Origin of the sequence: Nocardia sp. NPDC051787 (genome assembly GCF_040681325.1) — a bacterium.
Taxonomy (GTDB): Bacteria; Actinomycetota; Actinomycetes; order Mycobacteriales; family Mycobacteriaceae; genus Nocardia.
The window spans coordinates 1-18,619 of record NZ_JBFAYO010000050.1 but is presented as its reverse complement, the minus strand read 5'-3'; the positions used below and the strand labels follow the sequence as shown (position 1 = coordinate 18,619).

16 protein-coding genes and 1 pseudogene are annotated in these 18,619 nt (G+C 65.2%); 7 read left to right on the top strand and 10 right to left on the bottom strand.

Annotated elements, in window-relative coordinates; genetic code table 11:
* Positions 1-161: 161 nt before the first annotated feature.
* Positions 162-1,736 (top strand): MFS transporter, encoded by a 1,575-nt coding sequence (locus AB0M45_RS32250; protein ID WP_364336990.1) that lies wholly within the window; start codon positions 162-164, stop codon positions 1,734-1,736.
* 67 nt (positions 1,737-1,803) lie between these two features.
* On the opposite strand, the gene AB0M45_RS32245 is transcribed toward AB0M45_RS32250, so the two are convergent.
* Positions 1,804-2,682 (bottom strand): hypothetical protein, encoded by an 879-nt coding sequence (locus AB0M45_RS32245; RefSeq protein WP_364336953.1) that lies wholly within the window; start codon positions 2,680-2,682, stop codon positions 1,804-1,806.
* Between the two features lie 382 nt (positions 2,683-3,064).
* Between AB0M45_RS32245 and AB0M45_RS32240 the strand changes: the two genes are divergently transcribed.
* Positions 3,065-3,517: an OmpA family protein gene (locus tag AB0M45_RS32240; protein ID WP_364336951.1), complete on the top strand. Its 453-nt coding sequence runs from the start codon at positions 3,065-3,067 to the stop codon at positions 3,515-3,517.
* A gap of 800 nt (positions 3,518-4,317) precedes the next feature.
* Here AB0M45_RS32240 and AB0M45_RS32235 read toward each other — a convergent pair.
* Positions 4,318-6,330, bottom strand: coding sequence for a polyprenyl synthetase family protein (locus AB0M45_RS32235; protein WP_364336949.1), 2,013 nt, complete (start codon positions 6,328-6,330; stop codon positions 4,318-4,320).
* Between the two features lie 532 nt (positions 6,331-6,862).
* Positions 6,863-7,207 (bottom strand): hypothetical protein, encoded by a 345-nt coding sequence (locus AB0M45_RS32230; protein ID WP_364336947.1) that lies wholly within the window; start codon positions 7,205-7,207, stop codon positions 6,863-6,865.
* A 335-nt stretch (positions 7,208-7,542) separates the two neighbouring features.
* Between AB0M45_RS32230 and AB0M45_RS32225 the strand changes: the two genes are divergently transcribed.
* From AB0M45_RS32225 to AB0M45_RS32215, 3 genes are all read left to right on the top strand, one after another.
* The gene (locus AB0M45_RS32225) at positions 7,543-7,827 is read left to right on the top strand and encodes a hypothetical protein (RefSeq protein WP_364336945.1); all 285 of its coding nucleotides are present in this window, start codon (positions 7,543-7,545) and stop codon (positions 7,825-7,827) included.
* A gap of 217 nt (positions 7,828-8,044) precedes the next feature.
* Positions 8,045-8,383: a metalloregulator ArsR/SmtB family transcription factor gene (locus AB0M45_RS32220; protein WP_364336943.1), complete on the top strand. Its 339-nt coding sequence runs from the start codon at positions 8,045-8,047 to the stop codon at positions 8,381-8,383.
* 11 nt (positions 8,384-8,394) lie between these two features.
* Complete coding sequence (locus AB0M45_RS32215) at positions 8,395-9,129, top strand: DUF2071 domain-containing protein (protein WP_364336940.1); 735 nt, start codon at positions 8,395-8,397, stop codon at positions 9,127-9,129.
* A gap of 484 nt (positions 9,130-9,613) precedes the next feature.
* Here the strand turns inward: AB0M45_RS32215 and AB0M45_RS32210 are convergent.
* From AB0M45_RS32210 to AB0M45_RS32200, 3 genes and pseudogenes are all read right to left on the bottom strand, one after another.
* A pseudogene (locus AB0M45_RS32210) lies at positions 9,614-9,790 on the bottom strand (carbonic anhydrase); the annotation flags it as partial.
* 105 nt (positions 9,791-9,895) lie between these two features.
* Entirely contained in the window at positions 9,896-10,195 is a 300-nt protein-coding gene (locus AB0M45_RS32205; protein ID WP_364336938.1) for a hypothetical protein, read from the bottom strand.
* A 347-nt stretch (positions 10,196-10,542) separates the two neighbouring features.
* Positions 10,543-11,499, bottom strand: a complete 957-nt coding sequence (locus AB0M45_RS32200; RefSeq protein ID WP_364336936.1) for an IS110 family transposase — start codon at positions 11,497-11,499, stop codon at positions 10,543-10,545.
* Between the two features lie 287 nt (positions 11,500-11,786).
* Between AB0M45_RS32200 and AB0M45_RS32195 the strand changes: the two genes are divergently transcribed.
* The gene (locus AB0M45_RS32195; protein WP_364336934.1) at positions 11,787-12,527 is read left to right on the top strand and encodes a cytochrome P450; all 741 of its coding nucleotides are present in this window, start codon (positions 11,787-11,789) and stop codon (positions 12,525-12,527) included.
* A 563-nt stretch (positions 12,528-13,090) separates the two neighbouring features.
* Here the strand turns inward: AB0M45_RS32195 and AB0M45_RS32190 are convergent.
* From AB0M45_RS32190 to AB0M45_RS32175, 4 genes are all read right to left on the bottom strand, one after another.
* Positions 13,091-13,975 (bottom strand): hypothetical protein, encoded by an 885-nt coding sequence (locus tag AB0M45_RS32190; RefSeq protein WP_364336932.1) that lies wholly within the window; start codon positions 13,973-13,975, stop codon positions 13,091-13,093.
* A 308-nt stretch (positions 13,976-14,283) separates the two neighbouring features.
* A complete protein-coding gene (locus tag AB0M45_RS32185; RefSeq protein WP_364336930.1) occupies positions 14,284-14,436 on the bottom strand; it encodes a hypothetical protein in 153 nt (50 codons plus the stop codon).
* 157 nt (positions 14,437-14,593) lie between these two features.
* The gene (locus tag AB0M45_RS32180) at positions 14,594-15,811 is read right to left on the bottom strand and encodes an FAD-dependent oxidoreductase (protein ID WP_364336987.1); all 1,218 of its coding nucleotides are present in this window, start codon (positions 15,809-15,811) and stop codon (positions 14,594-14,596) included.
* A 19-nt stretch (positions 15,812-15,830) separates the two neighbouring features.
* Positions 15,831-16,415: a hypothetical protein gene (locus tag AB0M45_RS32175; protein WP_364336928.1), complete on the bottom strand. Its 585-nt coding sequence runs from the start codon at positions 16,413-16,415 to the stop codon at positions 15,831-15,833.
* 341 nt (positions 16,416-16,756) lie between these two features.
* Between AB0M45_RS32175 and AB0M45_RS32170 the strand changes: the two genes are divergently transcribed.
* Complete coding sequence (locus AB0M45_RS32170; protein ID WP_364336926.1) at positions 16,757-17,953, top strand: Ig-like domain-containing protein; 1,197 nt, start codon at positions 16,757-16,759, stop codon at positions 17,951-17,953.
* The last annotated feature ends 666 nt before the right edge of the window (positions 17,954-18,619 follow it).

Here is an 18,619-nt window from a genome sequence, read left to right as displayed (position 1 = left end):
CTCCTGTCCGGTGTCCTGCCGATGGAGGCGGATCAGATCCCTGTGTGCTGGAGCGGGCGCAAACCAGCCTATGTCCAGGAGAGGAGCGTCAGATGTCGTCGGCACCGATGGTGCGGTCGAGTTCGCTCGTGCTGGTTGTGTTGGCGTCGGGGCAGTTCTTGATGACGCTGGACAGCTCGGTGATGAATGTTTCCATGGCCACTGTCGCCCGAGATCTCGGTACCACGATCACCGGCATCCAGACCGCCATCACCCTGTACACGCTGGTGATGGCATCGCTGATGATCACGGGCGGCAAGGTGGGCGCCATCCTCGGCCGACGCCGGACGTTCGGGTTCGGCCTCGTCGTATACGGTGCGGGCTCGTTCATCACCGGGCTGGCACCGAATCTGCCGATTCTTCTGCTGGGGTGGTCTCTGCTGGAGGGAATCGGAGCCGCCCTGATCATGCCTGCGATCGTCGCCCTCGTCGCTGGGAACTTCGCACCCGAACGCCGGTCTGCGGCCTACGGCCTGGTAGCGGCGGCCGGAGCGATGGCGGTCGCCGTCGGCCCGCTGCTCGGTGGCGCCGTGACCACGTTCGCGTCGTGGCGGTACGTCTTCTTCGGCGAAGTGGTCATCGTCGTGTTGATTCTGCTGGTGTTGCGCCGGGTCGAGGACGCTCCTGCGATCCATGTCCGGCTGGACCTTGTCGGGTCGCTTCTGTCCGTGATCGGCCTCGGCGCGGTCGTATACGGGGTCTTGCGGTCGAGCGAATGGGGCTGGGTGCGAACCGAGGCAGGCGGACCTGTCGTACTCGGTCTGTCGCCGGTCATCTGGCTGCTGATCGGTGGCCTGCTGACGTTGTACCTGTTCCTGCGAAGACAGGCGTATCTGGTGGAGCGGGGCCGCGATCCGCTGGTCGATCCGGGGCTGCTGCGGAATAGACAACTCGTCGGCGGGTCGAGCATGTTCTTCGCGCAGTTCGCCGTCCAAGCCGGGGTGTTCTTCTCGGTGCCGCTGTTTCTGTCGGTGGTGCTCGAACTCAGCGCGCTCGAGACGGGGGTGCGGATCCTCCCGCTGTCGATCGCGCTTGTCCTGGCCGCAGCGGGCATCCCCCGGTTCCGGCCGCGTGCCGACCCGCGCCGGGTCGTTCGGCTGGGTCTGGGCGCGATGATCGTCGGCGTTCTGATCCTCGCTGCCGGGATGGACCTGGGCGCCAACGCGGGCGTCGTGTCGATCCCGATGCTGTTGATGGGTCTGGGTCTGGGCGCGTTGGCCTCGCAGTTGGGCGCCGTCACGGTATCGGCCGTGCCCGATTCGCGGAGCTCCGAGGTTGGGGGACTACAGAACACGGCCACCACTCTCGGTGCGTCCTTGGGCACCGCGCTGATCGGCTCGATTTTGATTGCCACTCTCACGTCGACCGTCATCACGGGCATCGAGAACAACGCCGCTGTCCCGGTGTCCGTGCAAGAACAAGCGACCACGGATTTAGCTGCCGGGGTGCCATTTCTGTCCGACAGCCAGCTGACGGCCGCGCTCGACAGCGCCGGTATCGATGACACCACTGCGGACGCCATTCTTGCGGTCAACTCCGAGGCCCGTCTCGAGGCGCTGCAAGTGGCATTCGCCGTGACCGCTTTGCTCGCGATCGCGGCACTGTTCGGCACCGGTCTGTTGCCTCGCCGACCGGTCGCCCTGCGCGACGAGAAGGATCGGCGCGCGCTAGGGGAACCCGAGACCGATGCCGAGTGATGGCAGGACCGCACGTGGGCGGCCGCACCCCCGTCCGCATGCCGGGCGCATGGCTGCCCAGCCGGCATCATTCCCGGTCGCCGTTGGCCTTGCCGCGCAGGTAGTGACCGATGCTGGTCTCGTCCAGAGCCAGTGCCTTGACGATCGATGCTGCGGCCACGATCACCAGCGACATAACGAAAAGCCAACTCACCGAAGTGAAGGCCAGCCCCAGCGGACCGAAATGCTCTTGGGCGTTCGTCGTGATTCGAGGCAACAAGATACGGCCTGCTGCGTGCACCGCGGTCAGTCCGACCGCGGTGAGCACTCCGGACACCACCAGCAGACGCCCGGTCAGCGCTCCCTTCGTCAGTAGAAAGGGGGCCAGCACCCAGACGAACACCCAGATGACCACTTCACCCAGCAAGGCAAGCAGTCGACCGGCGTAACCGGTCTGCGCGAGTCCACGAGTCTGCCCCACCAGCCCGGCGGCGAGGGCTACCGCGAGCAGCGTTGCCAGCCACCGCCAAGCCTCTCGCGGACCGATGGCGGGAACCTTCCAGACCGCCTCATACATGCGCGCTAGAGCCCGTGCGAAAGACGTGCCGCCGAGCAGGACCATTAACAGGCCGACCACACCGAACGCGGCTATCGACGGATCGGCGGCAAGGGAGGTTCCGTCGACGTACAGCGATCTGGAATCGAAGCCGAACTGGTCGTTGATTGTCTTCGCCGGCGCATGCCAGCCACTGAAGACGGATGCGGCGATCATCACCGGCAACACCGACGTGAAGATCTGGGCGGCGAGCGCCAGCGACCGGTCCACGAGCTGGATCTCGGCAAGGCCCTCGATAACACGGCGCAGCGTCCGTCCATACGGCGTTCCGCGCAGCCAGCCCGTCGCGGCCAGCGTGCGCGCGATGGATACTTCGCGAGCCAATGCCACCGACAACTTCACGGACCGCACCGCGCTCACTGTCCTTCTGCTTGTTCTGTCAGGAATGGTCGTGCGAACTGGTCTCGGTGGAGACGAATCGAACGCTACGCCGAGATTGCCGCAACCACGTCGACTTAGTGGATTCCGATGGCCGAGGTCATCCCGGCCGGGACACCGAGCGCCACGGAAACGGCACTCCGGATGCACCACCTGTGCCAATATCACTGTGCGGGGCGCCACCGATCGACGTGCCCAGACGGAGCAATAAGTCCGACCTTGCCGAAGCGTCGACGTCCAGGCATCGAAGGACGCGAACGGAATTCTCCACCGAATACACGAGTGGGCCGATGAGATCCAGGACAAGCGTCACGGGAATCACGATGACCGCGGTGGTTCTGATCATCACCGCAGGGTGCGGGTCCGACAGCGGATCGAATTCGACGCCGACGAATCAGAAGACGCACGATATGCGGAGCAGCATCGGGGCGACGGCGTCCTCTGTCGTGAGCTCGGGCCTGAACACCGCGCAGCAAAAGATCCGGGATGTGATCAACGCGGCAATCGCCGCCCGCCGATCACCTTCGACGATGGCAGCTCGGATCTCGGCCCGGGGGATGTTGCCACCATCAAAGCGGTTGCGATCCCGCTGAAGGGGAACGACACGAAAATACAGATCACAACCTACGCCCACGACTCCAACATCGCTGCCGCCAGATCACTGGCCAAGGCACGGGGCGACAACATCGCGGCCGAACTGGAGGCCGAAGGGATCGACAAGGCACGCATCGTTGTGCGTGCCGAGGCGAATCCGACAGCGCCGGACGTTCAGGTCAACGAGGCCCAGATCACGGTGGTCGCCGAATAGGCGCGAGCACGCGCTGGCCCGGCAGGAAACTCCCGCGCTCTCTCCCAAGGGCGGCGATTGACATGGCCGAGCTGCCGCTCGAGCTCATGGCAGCGGTGAGTGGCGGAACGTCGAATGGTTCGCATCATCACGGGTTCCGGCGCATAGAGGCGCGTCCAGTTCGCCAGCGTGAACTCCCGCAACAGACTGACCCAGCTCGCAGGCAACCTCCCGCTCACTTCTGCTGGTAGGCAGACAGCAGATTCGACTGCAATGTTCGTGGCTTCCAGCACCCGCTGCGCGCAGCTCAGGTCCGCCTGCGTGGCCGCGATATCTCCGGCCTGCTCCGGTTTGCACACCATTGTGGCTCTGTCCGTCATTTGTGACGGTGACGGCACTTGTCCATGAATCGTGACGGCACCATCAATCAGCGTCAGGCGTTGTTCACGAACGCCGACGGCGCCTGGCGGGCACTGGCGAACGCCCGCCCAGCGGCATGTGCGGAGTCGGTTGGGCGGGATACCCGTCGCAGCGCTCCGGCAGGACAGGTCAGAGAATCGTTTGTGAGATACCTCGCCAGAGCAACTTTCGTGGGCCGGGCACAGCAACTCCGGGAGTGGGCCGTGGCCCGGCGAGCGTATGTTCACGTTGATCGCCGGGTTCGGCATCTACCGCCCGACCATCTAGTGAGCTAAGGCCGTCGCCGATTCGACCTTGTCGGTGCTCAGCTGAGCGGATACCCGGGCCCTTGAACCGGCTCCCCGGACCGACGAGGGTCTGGGGAGCCGGCGGGGTAGTCGAGTGTCTCGGCTGCGGAGGATTTACGCTCCGGTAGGAGACGGGTCGGCCGCCTGGTAGCGGAAGACCTCGCGACGCAGGCGTTCCAACTCCGACGCTGCGGAGGGCGAGGGTTTGGTGTAGCGATCGGCGGTAGGCGCCGCGAACACTACGTTCCTTGCGTTCTCGTAGAGAGACAGGTACTTCTTCCTTCGGCCAGAGAGGCCGGGAAGCACGCGGAAGAGCGCGGGGAGGTAGCGGGTCACCGCGTCGATCTGGGCGCGTTTGTCGGTCGCTTGGCGCTCCACTTCCTCGATGGCTTCGCTGCGGGTGCATCCGGTCTCGTGACGGATTGCCCTGACCAGGTTGTAGGGGATATGGTCGGCCTCGTCCCGATCCAGTGACACAAGATCGTTCTCCGCCAGCGCCACCCACCAGACAAGTTCCTCGAGACGGCGGATCACCGGGTGGTTCCGCAGTCTCGACGGCATTTCCCAGTCCTGGTGCACCTCTATCAAGGCGACAGCGATATCGAACCCACCGGTCGAGTTCCGCAGCGGTAGCCAGTCGGCCGTGGCGGGGATGTAGCGGATGATGCGATGGTGTGCTTCGCGTTCGCAGGCGTCGAACCACGTCTCGACGCTGTCGAGGAACCGCTGCTGCCATTCGATGGTGCGGCCCTCGCGTAGACGCGGCCACACACTCGCCCACGCCGTCGCGATCGCGCCCGGGCTCCCTGCGGGCCGCGGATTCTGGCGCAGCACAGCCACCAGCCCAACCCGCAGTGCGGTGACCGCGTCCGGGTCCTGCAGCTGCGGATCATCGAACAAGTCATCCCACACCACCATCAGCGCGGACATGCCGACGAAGGCGTGTTCCCGTGCCGCGTCCGCCGGGGCCAAGAGCTGCGCCGGGAACCGGAACACCCCTGACCACCGGTGGTGGTCATCGAACTCGGCCGGGGAGGCGACAAGGCCGGTGTCGGCCATCCAGTTCCTCAGCCAGGACATGGTCTGCGGCGAGACTACCGCACCGTCGTTGTGGGGTGGCCGCGTCGAGGGCTCGGACATGGTCGGTCGCGACCTTCGCCGATCGAGTACCGACCGGGCATAACCGATCATCGCGTGCCGAGCGCGAGGGTCGACGGGCAGGCCGACAAGCTGATCCTGGGCCCGGTCGAGGAAGTCGTCGGCGACCGCCCGTGCCTCGTCCACGGCGCCCGAGGCGAGTACGAGCTCACGGGCATGCGCGGCGTCCTCGCGCGTCATTCGCCGGCCCAGCAGGCGGGCAAGATCGCGGTCGCGGGCAGCCGCGCGGATCACGGGCAGGGTGTAGATGCCCTCGAACAGATCCTGATTGACCGGCTTGCCCATTTCCTCAGCGGTCGAGGTCACATCGAGGATGTCGTCCCACAACTGGTAGGCCAGCCCGAAATATCGACCGAACTCGGCCAACGCCTGCTCCTGCTCACCTGAACAGCCGGCCTGCATCGCGCCGACCCGGCAGGCAAACGACAGCAACATCGCCGTCTTACCGCCGATCGAGTCCAGATAGGCCTGCTCACTGCGAGAGGCCACATACTCGTCGGCGGCCTCGAGCACCATCCCCGCGCACATCTGCTCACTCGCGATCGCCGCCGCGGCAACTTCACGCTGGCCGAGGTCGGCCAGCATCCGCGTGCCCGAAGACGTCACGCAGTCCCCGGCCAGGACGGCCATGTGCGAACCCCACACCGCGTTGGTGCTGGGACGGCCGCGACGCTGGTCGGCGTGATCGATGACGTCGTCGTGATATAGCGACCCCAGATGCACCAACTCCACCGCGGCAGCGGCGCGCACTGCTCGCTCGTCGGCCGGCGCCGTGGGATCGGTGAGCAGATAGTACGACAGCAACGTCACGGTCGGACGCACCATCCGCCGAGACGTGTCGGGCCCCTCGTCGGTCAGTGCGGTCAGCTCGGGTCTGTTCTCGAACTGCACCGGTCCGAGCACGTCACGGACACGGTCGAGGTCCGCATCCAGATGCGGGAAGACAGCGGAATCGATCTCACTTGGCACGCACACACTCCTGACTGCTGGCATCGGCCATCGATGCCGTTGATGCAGTGGAAATTTGACACCACAACGCACGAAAGATCCTGGTATCAGGCGATTTTGACGCCATCGTCACAGGCTGCTGCTGCGTCGGCTGCGCCCGCAGCAGCAGCCTGCCTCGGTGTTCTTGGGGTTTCGCAGTTCGGTCGTGGGAAACGATCAGGCTGTTTCGAGGTCGAAGCGTGACTCGCAGTGATCGGCATCAACGCCACCGAACGGTGTGAGAACACCGCCACCGAACCGAGCGAGTCACAACCGGGGCTTCCGGTCCACACCGCCGCAGGGCCGGGTGTGCCGGAGAACCGCAATGATTCTCAACACTTGTTCCAGCACGCCCGACGGTCCCGAGAGTGCTCTGGGACCGTCGGGCGTGAGTATGCTTTTTCCGGCTGCCGGATTCTGCGCGGCTGCTGTGGTGCGGCCGAGCGTGAGAATCCGGGGTCGTCTCACGCTCCGACGCGGCGGGCAGCTGGGCGGTCTGCTCGGTGGTGAGAGCTCAGAAGGAGCTCACATTGTTCAGCTGGTCCGGCCGCACATGCCCCGAGGCGTTGCAATAGAGGGTGTATAGCGAGTCGTTCCACGTGGCCATCGCCGCATAGCCGGACTCGCTGTACCGGATGGCTATGAAGCTGCCGTCGTTGAATGATTCGCTTTCGGCGCCGGGGGCCAGCATGCACACCCCGACCTCCGCGCCTCCTTCGCCGGCGGTCCGAAAAATCGTGACGTGACTGTCGGTGTCGTTGTACAGGGTGTAGGTACCCACCGAACTCCGCTCGACGGATTCCTGGGTCTTGGACGCAGACGCAGATATCTGCTTGACAGGCATGTTCGTGGCGGTCATCGCCTTCCTACCTTTCGTTGCACCGGGAACGTCGTCATCGGCACAGCAAAACACACCCGGTTATGTGTGATCGCTATTTTTCCCGACCGTGCTGAGGTCGTGATCCACCAGCACATTCCCGCAGGAAACCGCCATACCGGCAGCTGCCATCGGCGTGATCGTGCATCCCGATCAGCCACGCCCCGAGCCGCGCTCGGCGGTGGGGCGTTCGGTCTCGAGACCGCCGCGTTCCTTCGCTTGTCGGCGGTCAGGAATCAGTGTGGTTCGTGCCGGCTTGTCTTGGTTGCGCACGACTACCCGGGATTGCCGATCGTTGTGGAAGGGACCGACAATGTGTGGCTGGCGACGTCGGGGAATGCGGGGATGTTGAGGAAGACGGTGGCGGCGCGGCGGGTTCGTTCGTGGAGCTGTGCCAGTTTTTCGGAGGCCGCGGTGAGGCTGACACGCAGGCCTTCGGCTTCGCCGAGCCAGCCGTGCTGCTCGGCCTCGGTGATGCGTTGGGTGAGGTGCTGGCCACCGGAATCCGTAAGTTGACCGATATTGCGCCAACGGGCGCACCGAGGCGAGATTGTGGCATTACTGCGGTCGGCAGTTCAGGGCGGTTTCCCAGCGCGGTCTAGGTGCGCCACGACCGACTGATCACTGCCGAGTCGATCCTCGCAAAATGGACACCGCTGAGTTCACCGGCGGCGCGCTGGTGAACTCAGCGGTGTCCTGCAGCAGGCGCCTGCATTCGGATACCGCTCTGGATGTCGGCCAAACAGGAGCCCCTTGTTGCCTGGCGGCCGGAATCCCATTCGTTTGTTCGCTATTTAGCTAATGTGCTAAACTGCAAACGTGACCGAGGTCGACCCTGAAGAGGAAGCCGGTGTGTTCCGCGCGCTGGCCGACTCGACGCGCCGGCAGATCCTGGAGGACCTCCGCTCCGGCGAGTTGACTGCGGGTGATATTGCCGCGAGGTTTCCGATCAGTGGTCCGTCGATCTCCCGGCATCTGGGCGTACTCAAGGCAGCTGGGCTCGTCCGAGAGCGACGAGTCGCCAATCGGATCTTCTACTCGCTTGTTGAGGAACGACTGGCGTTATGTGTCGGCAGGTTCCTGAGCGCGATCTGCCCGGAGCAGGTCATCGTCAAGCAGCGCAGATTGCGAACCACGAAGAACAGGGGTGGCGGATGAGACCTCCGCGGATGTCCAGCGTCGTTGAGCGACGTCTTCTTGTGAACTATCGAGTCGACCCTGATGCTGCTGCGAGTTTGGTGCCGCCGCCGATGCGACCTCAATTGGTTGGCGGTTGGGCGGTTGCCGGCATCTGCCTGATCCGCCTTGGACAGTTCCGGCCCGGTTGGTTGCCCGGCTGGGTTGGGCTGCGCAGCGAGAACGCGGCGCATCGCATCGCGGTTGAGTGGGATGGTCGGCGGGGACGCTCGACTGGGGTGTATATCTCGCGTCGCGATAGCGGCTCGATGATAAACGTCCTTGCCGGTGGCCGACTGTTTCCGGGTGAGCACAGTTTGGCGCGGTTCGATGTGCGGGAGACGGCGCAGGATCTGCATGTGGCCTTCGCTAGTCATGACGAGACGATCTCGGTGAGTGTGGATGTCCGGACCGTCGAGCGGTTCCAGGGAAGCGAACTGTTCGCCGATCTGGCGCAGGCATCGGACTTCTTTCGGCGTGGCTCGGCCGGATTCTCGGCCACGCGTGGCGGTCAATGCCTCGATGGGCTCGAACTGCAGACGGACTCGTGGCGCGTCGAGCCGGTCGAGGTCCGCTCGGTTCGGTCCACGGTCTTCGACGACCGCGACCGGTTCCCGCCAGGCAGCGCGGTGCTCGACTGCGCCTTGCTGATGCGCGAGGTGCCGGTGAGCTGGCGCCCCCTTACGCCTCTGCAAGTCGTTGCCGGCTCCACGACTGGCAGGGAATAGCGCACGTCCGGAATAACTGCTCTGCGCCAGTAGTACCCCCGACCTGGAGACGGCTCGGCTGTCACCTGGCTACCGTTGACGCGCGTGACGCACACCGAGTTCGAGATCACGGCGGAATTGGTGCGGGATCTGCTGCGTGAGCAGATGGTCTTTACCGAACGCCCACCTACACCTGAGGATTCGAAACGATCGCCCAGTGACCGGGCCGCAGGGACACCGCCATCGGCCCCGATCTGCTCGCGCAGGATGTCACCGTGGCCGGCATGTCGGGCGAACTCGACGGTCAAGAGCATCTAGATCCAACGAAAGCTGACGACTCCCATGCGTGGATGCTCGCGGGTCGCGTCCAGGGGAATACCGCTGCGATGGACCTGGCTCGGGCGCGCTTGCGCTTTCGACTACGCCGCGTTCGACGGCGACCTGGCCGCCGTCGAGTGGCTCCTCGCCAAATGTCCAGCCCCGGTCCGGCGGAGGTGACGACGAGCAGCGCCTTCATGGCACCGCAGGACGAGCGGCCGCACACCGCCGCGTTGCGCACCTGCACGTTGTCCACCACGAAGTACAGGGCCGCGTCGACCAAGGCGTCCGAGCCGTCCGCAGGGTCCAGGTTCCCGACGTTACGGACAGTCAACAGGTCACCGGGGCCGCTGTTGGTGATCACCTGCCGGAGTGTTTCGTATCTGCCCCAGCAGTCCGGCTACAACAAGCGGATGCCTGCACTCCGACACCCTCGTACGACCAGGTCGCGCCGTGATGTTCAGCCGGTTCAGTCGCCCGAGGTGTCCTGGTCCTGCTGAGCAAGGACGAAGGTGCCTTGTCCGTTGGAGTCCAGCCCGGTGTCGAGGATCTTGTCGTCCAGAAATGCGGCGGCCTGCTGGTCCAGGTAGATCCGTGATCCTTCGGCATCCAAGACCTGGTCTTGCTCGGCCGGCCCCGCGGCAACCGCGAGCTGCAACGTCTCCGCGTCGTCCACCGTGGAGATTCGCAGCCCGGCATCCGCTGGAGTCCCCTCGGCCGAGGTGATACTGCGAACGGCCTCGATGGCCGCGGGGGTGATCATCAACATGTGTCTGTTTCCTTCCCGCTGTATTGACAGTCCGCCAGGCAAAATGGCGGGCTCAGGTTCCAGGACAGCGTCCGACGCAGACGCCATCGGTGTCGACAGCCAGCACGGACGTTCTCCCAGGAGTAGCCATGGGCTGCTTCACGAAACCATGGTTTTCGCGGCAGTCTCGTGTTGTTGTGTGACGTCTCAAACATCCCTCGACGGCGTGCCGGGATTTGTTGCTGACACCTCCACGCAACTGTTCCGGCGGCATTCGTCAAGTCGTAGAACAGGCTCGGTTGAGGTTCGGCGGCGTCTGGTGTCGTCGGAGATCATGATGCGCCAGACGACGTTGGATAGGTGTCGTTTCAGGCAGCGCATGGGGATGCTCCGGCAGCGATCCTCCGGTCGTAATAGGCGCGTCCAGCACTGCCGGACATGCGGACCTGGACCATGGCGATGGTGTGTATCGCTGAGTTGAGCTGCCGGTCACCGTAACGGTTGAGCCGATGCACTTGGCGATCGGCGCTGGCGATCTCGATCGGTGCGGTGCCGTTGTAGGTGGCATAGGCGGCTGCCGTCGCGAAGCGTGTGGCCAGGCCGGTGCGGCCGATGAGCCGCGCCGCGAGGACAGGACCGATCCCGTCGAGTTCCCTCAGTCGGGTGCCGTGCTCGTCGAGCAGCCGGTCGATGTCCTTCTGGTTGGTGGCCAGTTGCTGGTCGAGGCGGCGCACGTCGGCGATGAGGTCTTTGCACAGGCCGACGCGGACACGATCGGACAGCGTCCGCGCCCGGAACCCCCGCAGCACCGCGGCGGCGGTGTTGGCGGTCAGGCTGGTCGGGGCGCCACCGGCCAGTAGCTCTCGCAGTAGTGCGTGCAGCTGGTTGACAGCGCGAGTCCGGCTGGCGGACAGATTGTTTCGACGCTCGTCGAGAATGCGCAGCGCGTCGGAGTGCTCGTCGGGAACGACCGGCCGGCAATCACCCCGCAGCGCCGCGACACACGCCGCGCCCGCAGCGTCGATCCGATCGTTCTTGCGTCGGCCACCGCGAGACAGCTCCCGCACCCGTGCGGTCGCGGTGGTCGGCACGTCTACCACCGTCTCTCCGCGGGCGATCAGCCATCGGGTCAGGTGCCGCCCGAGCCCGTCGGCGTTCTCTACCGCCCAGCGGCGCTGCGGCCATGGCCGAGCCCAGGCGATCATGCGTTTGTATTCGGCCAGGGTGGCCTCGATGCGGATCGAGCCGAGATCGGTGTTGGTGACCGGGTCCACCGCGGTGGCGGTATGGGTGCTCTTGTGCGGATCGACACCGATGACGACCATGAACGAAGGGTCCCTTTCTCACATGTTCGGGGTTGGGATCCGCGGCGGACATTCCGACTTCAAGTACCTTGCCCGTGCTTGTGGTCATGCATCTCTTCAGTCACGCCGCGAACGCAGGCCGGGTGGCACGACATACCCCCGTTGAGTCAGCCGAAAGCCCTTCGGCGACAGGAACCTCAGGAGTCAAACCACCCGGCCTGCTGCGGCACGCTACGGGTAGCTACCCCGACCACGAACCGCTACCGGAGATATAAGTCGGAACCTCATTCGCGCTGCCCATCCCGACGTTGGTCCTCTGCGAGCTACTCGGTGTCCCGTACGCCGACCACGACAACTTCCAGCGGCTGGCTACTGCCCGATTCCTGGCGAACGTCGGCGGGAGTGCCTCACTGTGCGCCATCTCCGAGTCTCTGGAGTACTTCCACCAGCTGGCCCACCGGGAGCGTAAGCAGCCCGGCACCGACCTGCTCGGCATGATTATCCGGGAACACGGCGACGATCTGTCCGACGCCGAGTTGGCCGGTCTCGCGGACGGTGTGCTTTCCGGAGGGTTGGAGACCACCGCCTGCATGCTCGCACTGGGCACGCTGGTCCTGCTGCGGAATCCAGCGGCGGCACGGCGGGCGCTGAGTCCATCGGCGGCTGTGGACGATCTCGTGGAAGAGCTGCTGCGATATCTGACCGTGGGGCAGACGGCATTCCCGCGGTTCGCCACTCGTGACCTGGAGTTGGGCGGCCAACGGATCCGCGCCGGAGACATGCTGCTGCGCTCCCTCAGTGGCGCGAATACCGGCATGGAGCCTGGAGGTTTCGACGCCGAACGGAAAGCATCCTCACACTTGGCATTCGGGCACTGCATACACCGGTGCATCGGCGCGGAACTGGCCCGGATGGAGTTGCGGTGCGCCTTTCCCGCGCTGCTGCGCCGATTCCCTTCGTTACGGCTGGCCGTGCCGCCGGAGAAACTGGCCTTTCGGCGCGCTTCCTTCGTATACGGCCTCCACGCCCTGCCCGTCCTGCTGCACTGAGAGGCTTATCGGGCCTGCGACTCCACCCGCAGCGGTGAACGCCGCGCCTGCTCCCAGCCGGATTGGTGAATCATGGTTACCTGCGATCACCACCAACTGGGCACCAGCGGACCGGATTACGGCGAATGTGTTCTGGCATACGGTGGTCCGGCCTCTGACAGGTCCGGCCGGTTGTAGACATCGCCGGCACGGCCACGACCTCCACCTCGCACTCCTCGACGATCGCGGGGATCTCCTCGACGAGTATCAGCTGTTGGGCAGCCAGCACGGTCACGCCGCACATCTGGAACCCGATATGCCAGTCCGAGGTATGCAGGATCCGCATGCGCAACAACATATTCCGGCTCACCGACACGTTCCGGCCCCGGCTGGGCGCGCGGAGTCGTGTGCTCGGCAAGTGGACCGCGGGTGTAATCATCGGTCGCCGTCCGATCACTGCTCCTCGCGCGGATTACTGAGCTGTCTCGGGGCGTGCGGCCGCCGACTGCATGAGTACTGCCGCCCTGTTCGTGAGATCGTCGTGGACCTCGGTTGCACGTCCTGGTCGAGCTCTCGCCGAAATCTTAGTCCTTCGGCGCGGGGTTGATTGTGTCGCCGTCCCAGCTCAGATCCGATTCCTCGGCGATCTCGAAGGCCTCGAAACGATCGTCGGCCACAATCGCGTCGATCAGAGCCCGTGAGCCGGCGACGATCGTGGAGTCGAAGTCGATCTCGCTGGCCACGACCCATGCGTGGTCGGCGGGCCAGAGCAGCTGGGGCGTCACTCCGGGGAAGTCGGTCGTCCATCCCAGGCCCGCCGAATGCACCCAGCTGGGGTCGGCGAGTTCGGAGAGACTGGTGTCGAACAGCATGAAGTCGCGTCCCGGCCACTGCAGGAAAGGCCCTGCCGCGACCGCCTGTCTGACCTGCGGCGCAACAGAGGCAGCGAGCTCGGCGTCGATTCGAGTTCGCTCGCGCTGGAGGTTCTGCGGATCGCCGTCGGTGGACGCGACGAACACCGCACCTGAGGATGTGTTCAGCTCGCCGAATCCATTCCACACTCCAGCCGTCACCTCTTCCGGTGCCTCGGTGGCTGCGCGAAGGCGGGCGGTGAGCGCGGCCAGGAGGCTCGGGTCGAACCACCCCTCGACGGTCTGGCCGACTTCCCAGCCGTCGTCGAACGACATCGCCGCTTCGTCCTCATCGTCGGTGAGGTTGCGCCACTGCACCAGCGGATGCATCACTCTGCCGTTGCGCACGGCGACCTCGGCCCACGGCCACATCGCCTCCTCCACGATCTCGGGATTGCCCCACTCGTCGGTGACCGTGACGTCGCGGCGGGTCGCCTCGACCGGGTGCAGGATCCGCGCATAAGCCTCGAAGCCGGTACCAGCGACGCCGCCGACCCCGTGTTCGCCGACGCGCGCCAGCAGCCACCCACCACGCTCGAAATCCGTTGTGAACTCCACCCAGCCAGCCTAGTGAGCCACGACTGTCGGGCAGCTCCGTCTCTGGCGTCAGCTCCGTCGGGCTGCTGTAGCCGTGCGAGATGCCATGGTGCTCGCACGCGCCGACCAACCCCTTGGTTCCCTGCCAGCTGATCCTGGAGCGGATTCTGCCGCTCTTCCCGGATCGCACAAACCACACGTGAGAATCAAGCGGCGCGGCCCGCCGCGCCGACGAGCCCGGGTGATCTATGCGCCGAAGCTACTTCTACCGGCGGCGATTACCTGCCGAAGGTGGCCTGACGCGGCACCCCCACGCTCCAGCGCAGGATCTATCCTGTCCTGCCGAACCTATACTCGGACAGCACGCCGAGCAGTGCCCCGGCGGCCGCGCCGAGGGCGGCCAGCGCTTCGGTGCTGGGCAGTTCCTGCCACGGCTTCGGATGGCCCGCCGCCAAATGCCGCTGCTTGCGCGTCCGGCTCACCGGTCGACGACGCAGCGGTACCTCCCGATGATCGCAAAACTTACCTCTTCACAAGGTAATTCCTTTGTTCGTGGGCGCTTCTACAGCCACTCCCTACTGCCACTAATTCTCGCATTGGCCAACGGCCGAACATTTCCAACCAGTCGAAATGGGCGGACTAGTGTCCGTGCTCGGGCGCGGCCTGCAGTTCGGGCGCGGCGGCGGCCAGCAATGCGTCGCGGTCGCGGTTCAACGGAGGATAGATACGCCGGGTATTGATGGCGCGCTTGGTGTCTTTAGCCTCCTCTCCGCACGCGACCACGTAGCGGTCCCAGCCCTCGGTATAGACCGCTCCTGCCGGTCCCAGATCGAGAACCGTTACATACCAGGGGATCCGCAACGACTTCATGGGCTTGCCCAGAAGATCGCCGATGACGTTGTATCCCGCCCATCGGCCCATCGGGCGGCTGTGCTGGCAGGACATCACCGACATATGCTCGTCGTCCATTTTTGCGGCGGCGACGTCACCAGCGGCGAATACCCCGGGCACACCGCAGACCCGCAGATAATCGTCGACCGGGAGTCGACCCAGCCGGTCACGGTCGACCCCGAAGTCTGTGGTCAGCAGGTTGGCCCGCATGCCGGCACACCAGACGACAGTGGCGGCGGCCACCACTTCGCCCGAGGAGAGCGTCATGCCGCGCTCACCAATGGCGACGACCCCGACGCCCAACTTGGTCTCGATCCCGGTGTAGGCCAGTGCCGCCTCGATGACCGGTCGCGCCGATACGCCCATGTCTGAGCCGACGAAGGGGTTGCGGTCGATCAGGATGACCCGCGGTGTGACGGCACGCGCGGCAAAGGCGTCGGCGAGCATCGCGGGCAGCCCGGTGGCTTCTTCGATCCCCGTCAAACCTGCCCCGACGACGGCTACTGTCGCGGCCGCCGGGTCAGCGGGGCCCTCGGCCAGCCGGCGCAGGTGGGCTTGCAGTCTGGTCGCTGCGTCATGGGTGTCGATGTCGAAACCGAACTCCCGCAGGCCAGGGATATCGGGCTTGACCACCTGGCTGCCCAACGCGAGCACCAGCCGGTCGTAGCCGTGAGCGCCCGCGGTGGATTCCACGACCCGCGCCAGCGCGTCGATCGTCGTCACTTCGCCGATGATGTGCTTGATTCCGACCGGATCGAGAAGAGTGCTGAGCGGGATGCGGGAGGTGCTCAGATCGGTCTCATAGTTGCGCACGCGGATGTCGTGGTACGGCGCGGAACTGATCATCGTGATATCGACGGTTCCGACCGCCACACCGAGTTCGTCGAGCCGGCGGGCCGCCGAGAGCGCCGCCCACAGACCCGCGAACCCGGACCCGAGAACCACGACACGCGAAGCATCGGTCACTGCAGCGCGCTGCACATCGTCATTCTAATGCTTCAGCCGGACTTCGTGATCGTTGATACTGCTGGTCAGGGCGCTGAAGTGAGGGCCAGCCAGCATGTGATCCCATTCTTCGACGGCCGTATTGTTCTCGATCGATTCCGGTGCGGGACCGGCCGATGCGACGATCCAGCAGCGGCTGGTTTCTGCTCGCCCGACTCGCCGAAGCGCCTACCTCAGCCGGGCCCACACGAGATCGCCATGGGCTCCCCCGCAGCGGCAGGGCAGGGATGTCGACCAACCGCGAAACGACACGGTGCCGGTGCTCGGCCGGATCCGAGCAGATCACCTCGATTTCCACCGCGGCAACACCGGCATCCCGGGCGGCACCCAGCCCGCTGTCGCGAGTGATCGACAACAAGTTCACCGATTCGGCGATCACGGTCAGCCCCTGCCGAAGATGCTCCCTGGTCACTGCATAGCCAACTGCATTGCCGGCAGGCCCCACGGGATGCTCGGCCAGACCTGATCGCACGATCGCTTGCTCGATGGTGTCGACCCGCGATGCGGTTGATGTGACCTTCGACGGGCTCGAAACTGTGTACCGCGGTAAGGGCACCCTGAGCACGACCTCTCCTAACCACGGGCTGCCGTCACGGAGAGTCGCCCGGCCCGTGGGGTGCCGCCAGCGCGGTGCTGCGAGCACGTGGGCGAGGGCAACGGTCTCGCAATAGGTGATGACCGACGTGGCCAGGGCGGCCGCGGGCAGGCTGCGGGGGGTGTAGTCAGCGCAAACAGCTGATCCAGGTCCTGACAGACCACCGACGACCGTCTGGATCGATCGAGGAACGGTATCGGTTGTGCAGCGGATCAGTGGAGATGCTGGTCGTCAGTGTCACGGGCGGTGCGTAGCTGCCGCATGCTGGCGGACAGAGGTCGGCCCAGCACCCGGCAGAAGGGAGATGGACGGTGGCAGTGGGACGTCGTCGGCTGCTGATCGGCTTCGCCGGTGCGGGTGGCCTTGCCCTGGCCGGATGGGGGTGGGCGCGAGAACTGGCGCCGCCACCCAAACCCGCGACAATCCGATTCGATCCCGCACCCGGCACCCACGATGTCGAAGCGCGCAGTCCTGCCACGATCACCGTCACCGACGGGACGCTGCGGTCGGTCGAATGGGTCGATGAAACGGGCAGATCGCTGCCGGGCGTATCGGCACCCGATCGTCGAGCCTGGACCAGTGCCGAACCACTCGGCTACGGACACACCTACACCGCCAAAGCCGTGGCTCACGGCGAAACCGGCGAGGTCACCGCGACGACCACCTGCACCACAGTGCAACCACAACGGCTCATCGACGTCTCCCTACGCTCCGCCAATCTCGTCGAGCTGGCCGAAAACGACACCTACGGAGTAGGTTTCGTGCTCGTCGCCCATTTCGACGAACCCGTCGATCGGGCAGCCGCGGAACGCCACCTGAAGGTCACCACCCAGCCGCCTGTCACCGGTGCCTGGTACTGGCTCGACGATCAGAACGCACACTGGCGGCCGGAGCACTATCACGCACCGGGAACCAGGATCACGATCACGGCCGAACTCTTCGGCCGCGCGCTCGGCGAGGGCCGCTACGGACTGCGTGACCAACGGGTTTCGGTGGCGATCGGCCCCGCGCACGTTGCGATCGCCGACGACGGTACCAAACAGATCGAGGTCTTCGACAACGGAAACCTTGTGCGCACCATGCCTACATCGATGGGCATGGGTGGCACCGCGGTCGTCGGCGGCCGAGTCATGTCGTTCTGGACTCGCCCGGGCATCTACACGGTGCTGGACCGAAACAACCCGGTGATCATGGACTCCGCCAGCTACGGCCTGCCCACCAACTCCGCGCTCGGCTACCGCACGAGCATCAACCATGCCGTCCGCATCAGCCACGACGGAATCTTCGTGCACGCATTGGCCGCGAGTATGTGGGCCCAAGGCAATACCAACGTCTCCCACGGCTGCCTGAACATTTCCCCTGCCGACGCAGCATGGTTCTACGACTTCGTCATCCCCGGCGACGTAGTCGAGGTCCGCAACACCGGCGGCGACCCCCTCGATATCTGGCACAACGGCGACTGGAGCATCCCGTGGACCGACTGGCTTCGCGGTGGCGCCCACACATGACACGAACGAGAAACAGCGGCTGATCTGGTTTGCAGGAAGATGGTCTCCATCATGGCGAAGCGTTACCCGCCCGAGGTTCACGAGAAGGCCGTGCGTCTGGCTCTCGAACGTCTCGATGAGTACGGATCCCCGTATGCCGCGGCGCAGTCGATCGCCAAGGCGCGAGGAATTCCGATGCGGTGCTCCATGCGCAGCGGGGGTCACCGTCGTGGCCGAGTATCGGTGTTGCCATGGGCCTGTCCTCGGTCGTCGAGGCGCGCCCGGTCAGTCGAGCAGGAACCGGAGTCTGTCGTCGGACCTGGAGATCCGGTTCTTCGACGCCGACGCACGACTGCTGGCCGACCTCGCTGTATCCGGCAACGCGCCACGGGATTCAGGCTGGAATACCGAAAATGCGGACATGTGCGAATTCCAGGTCGGCGGCGATGGCATTCTCGTCGTTCTTAGTGGTCTCCAACAGTCTGCGCCGAGTCACGCTCGACCCCAGTCACGGCGAGCCGCTACCACGCGAGTGGGAAGGCGCCCGCCATGGCCGCGATGTCTTGGCCCGGCTCACCGCCGTTCATCGCGTCCTACCTTCTTCTTGTGCCTCCGGTCGTCCGGAATGATCGGGGTGTGCGAGCGGGGCAGGGATGGTTTTCATCGCGGCTGCACTCGATGGCCAAG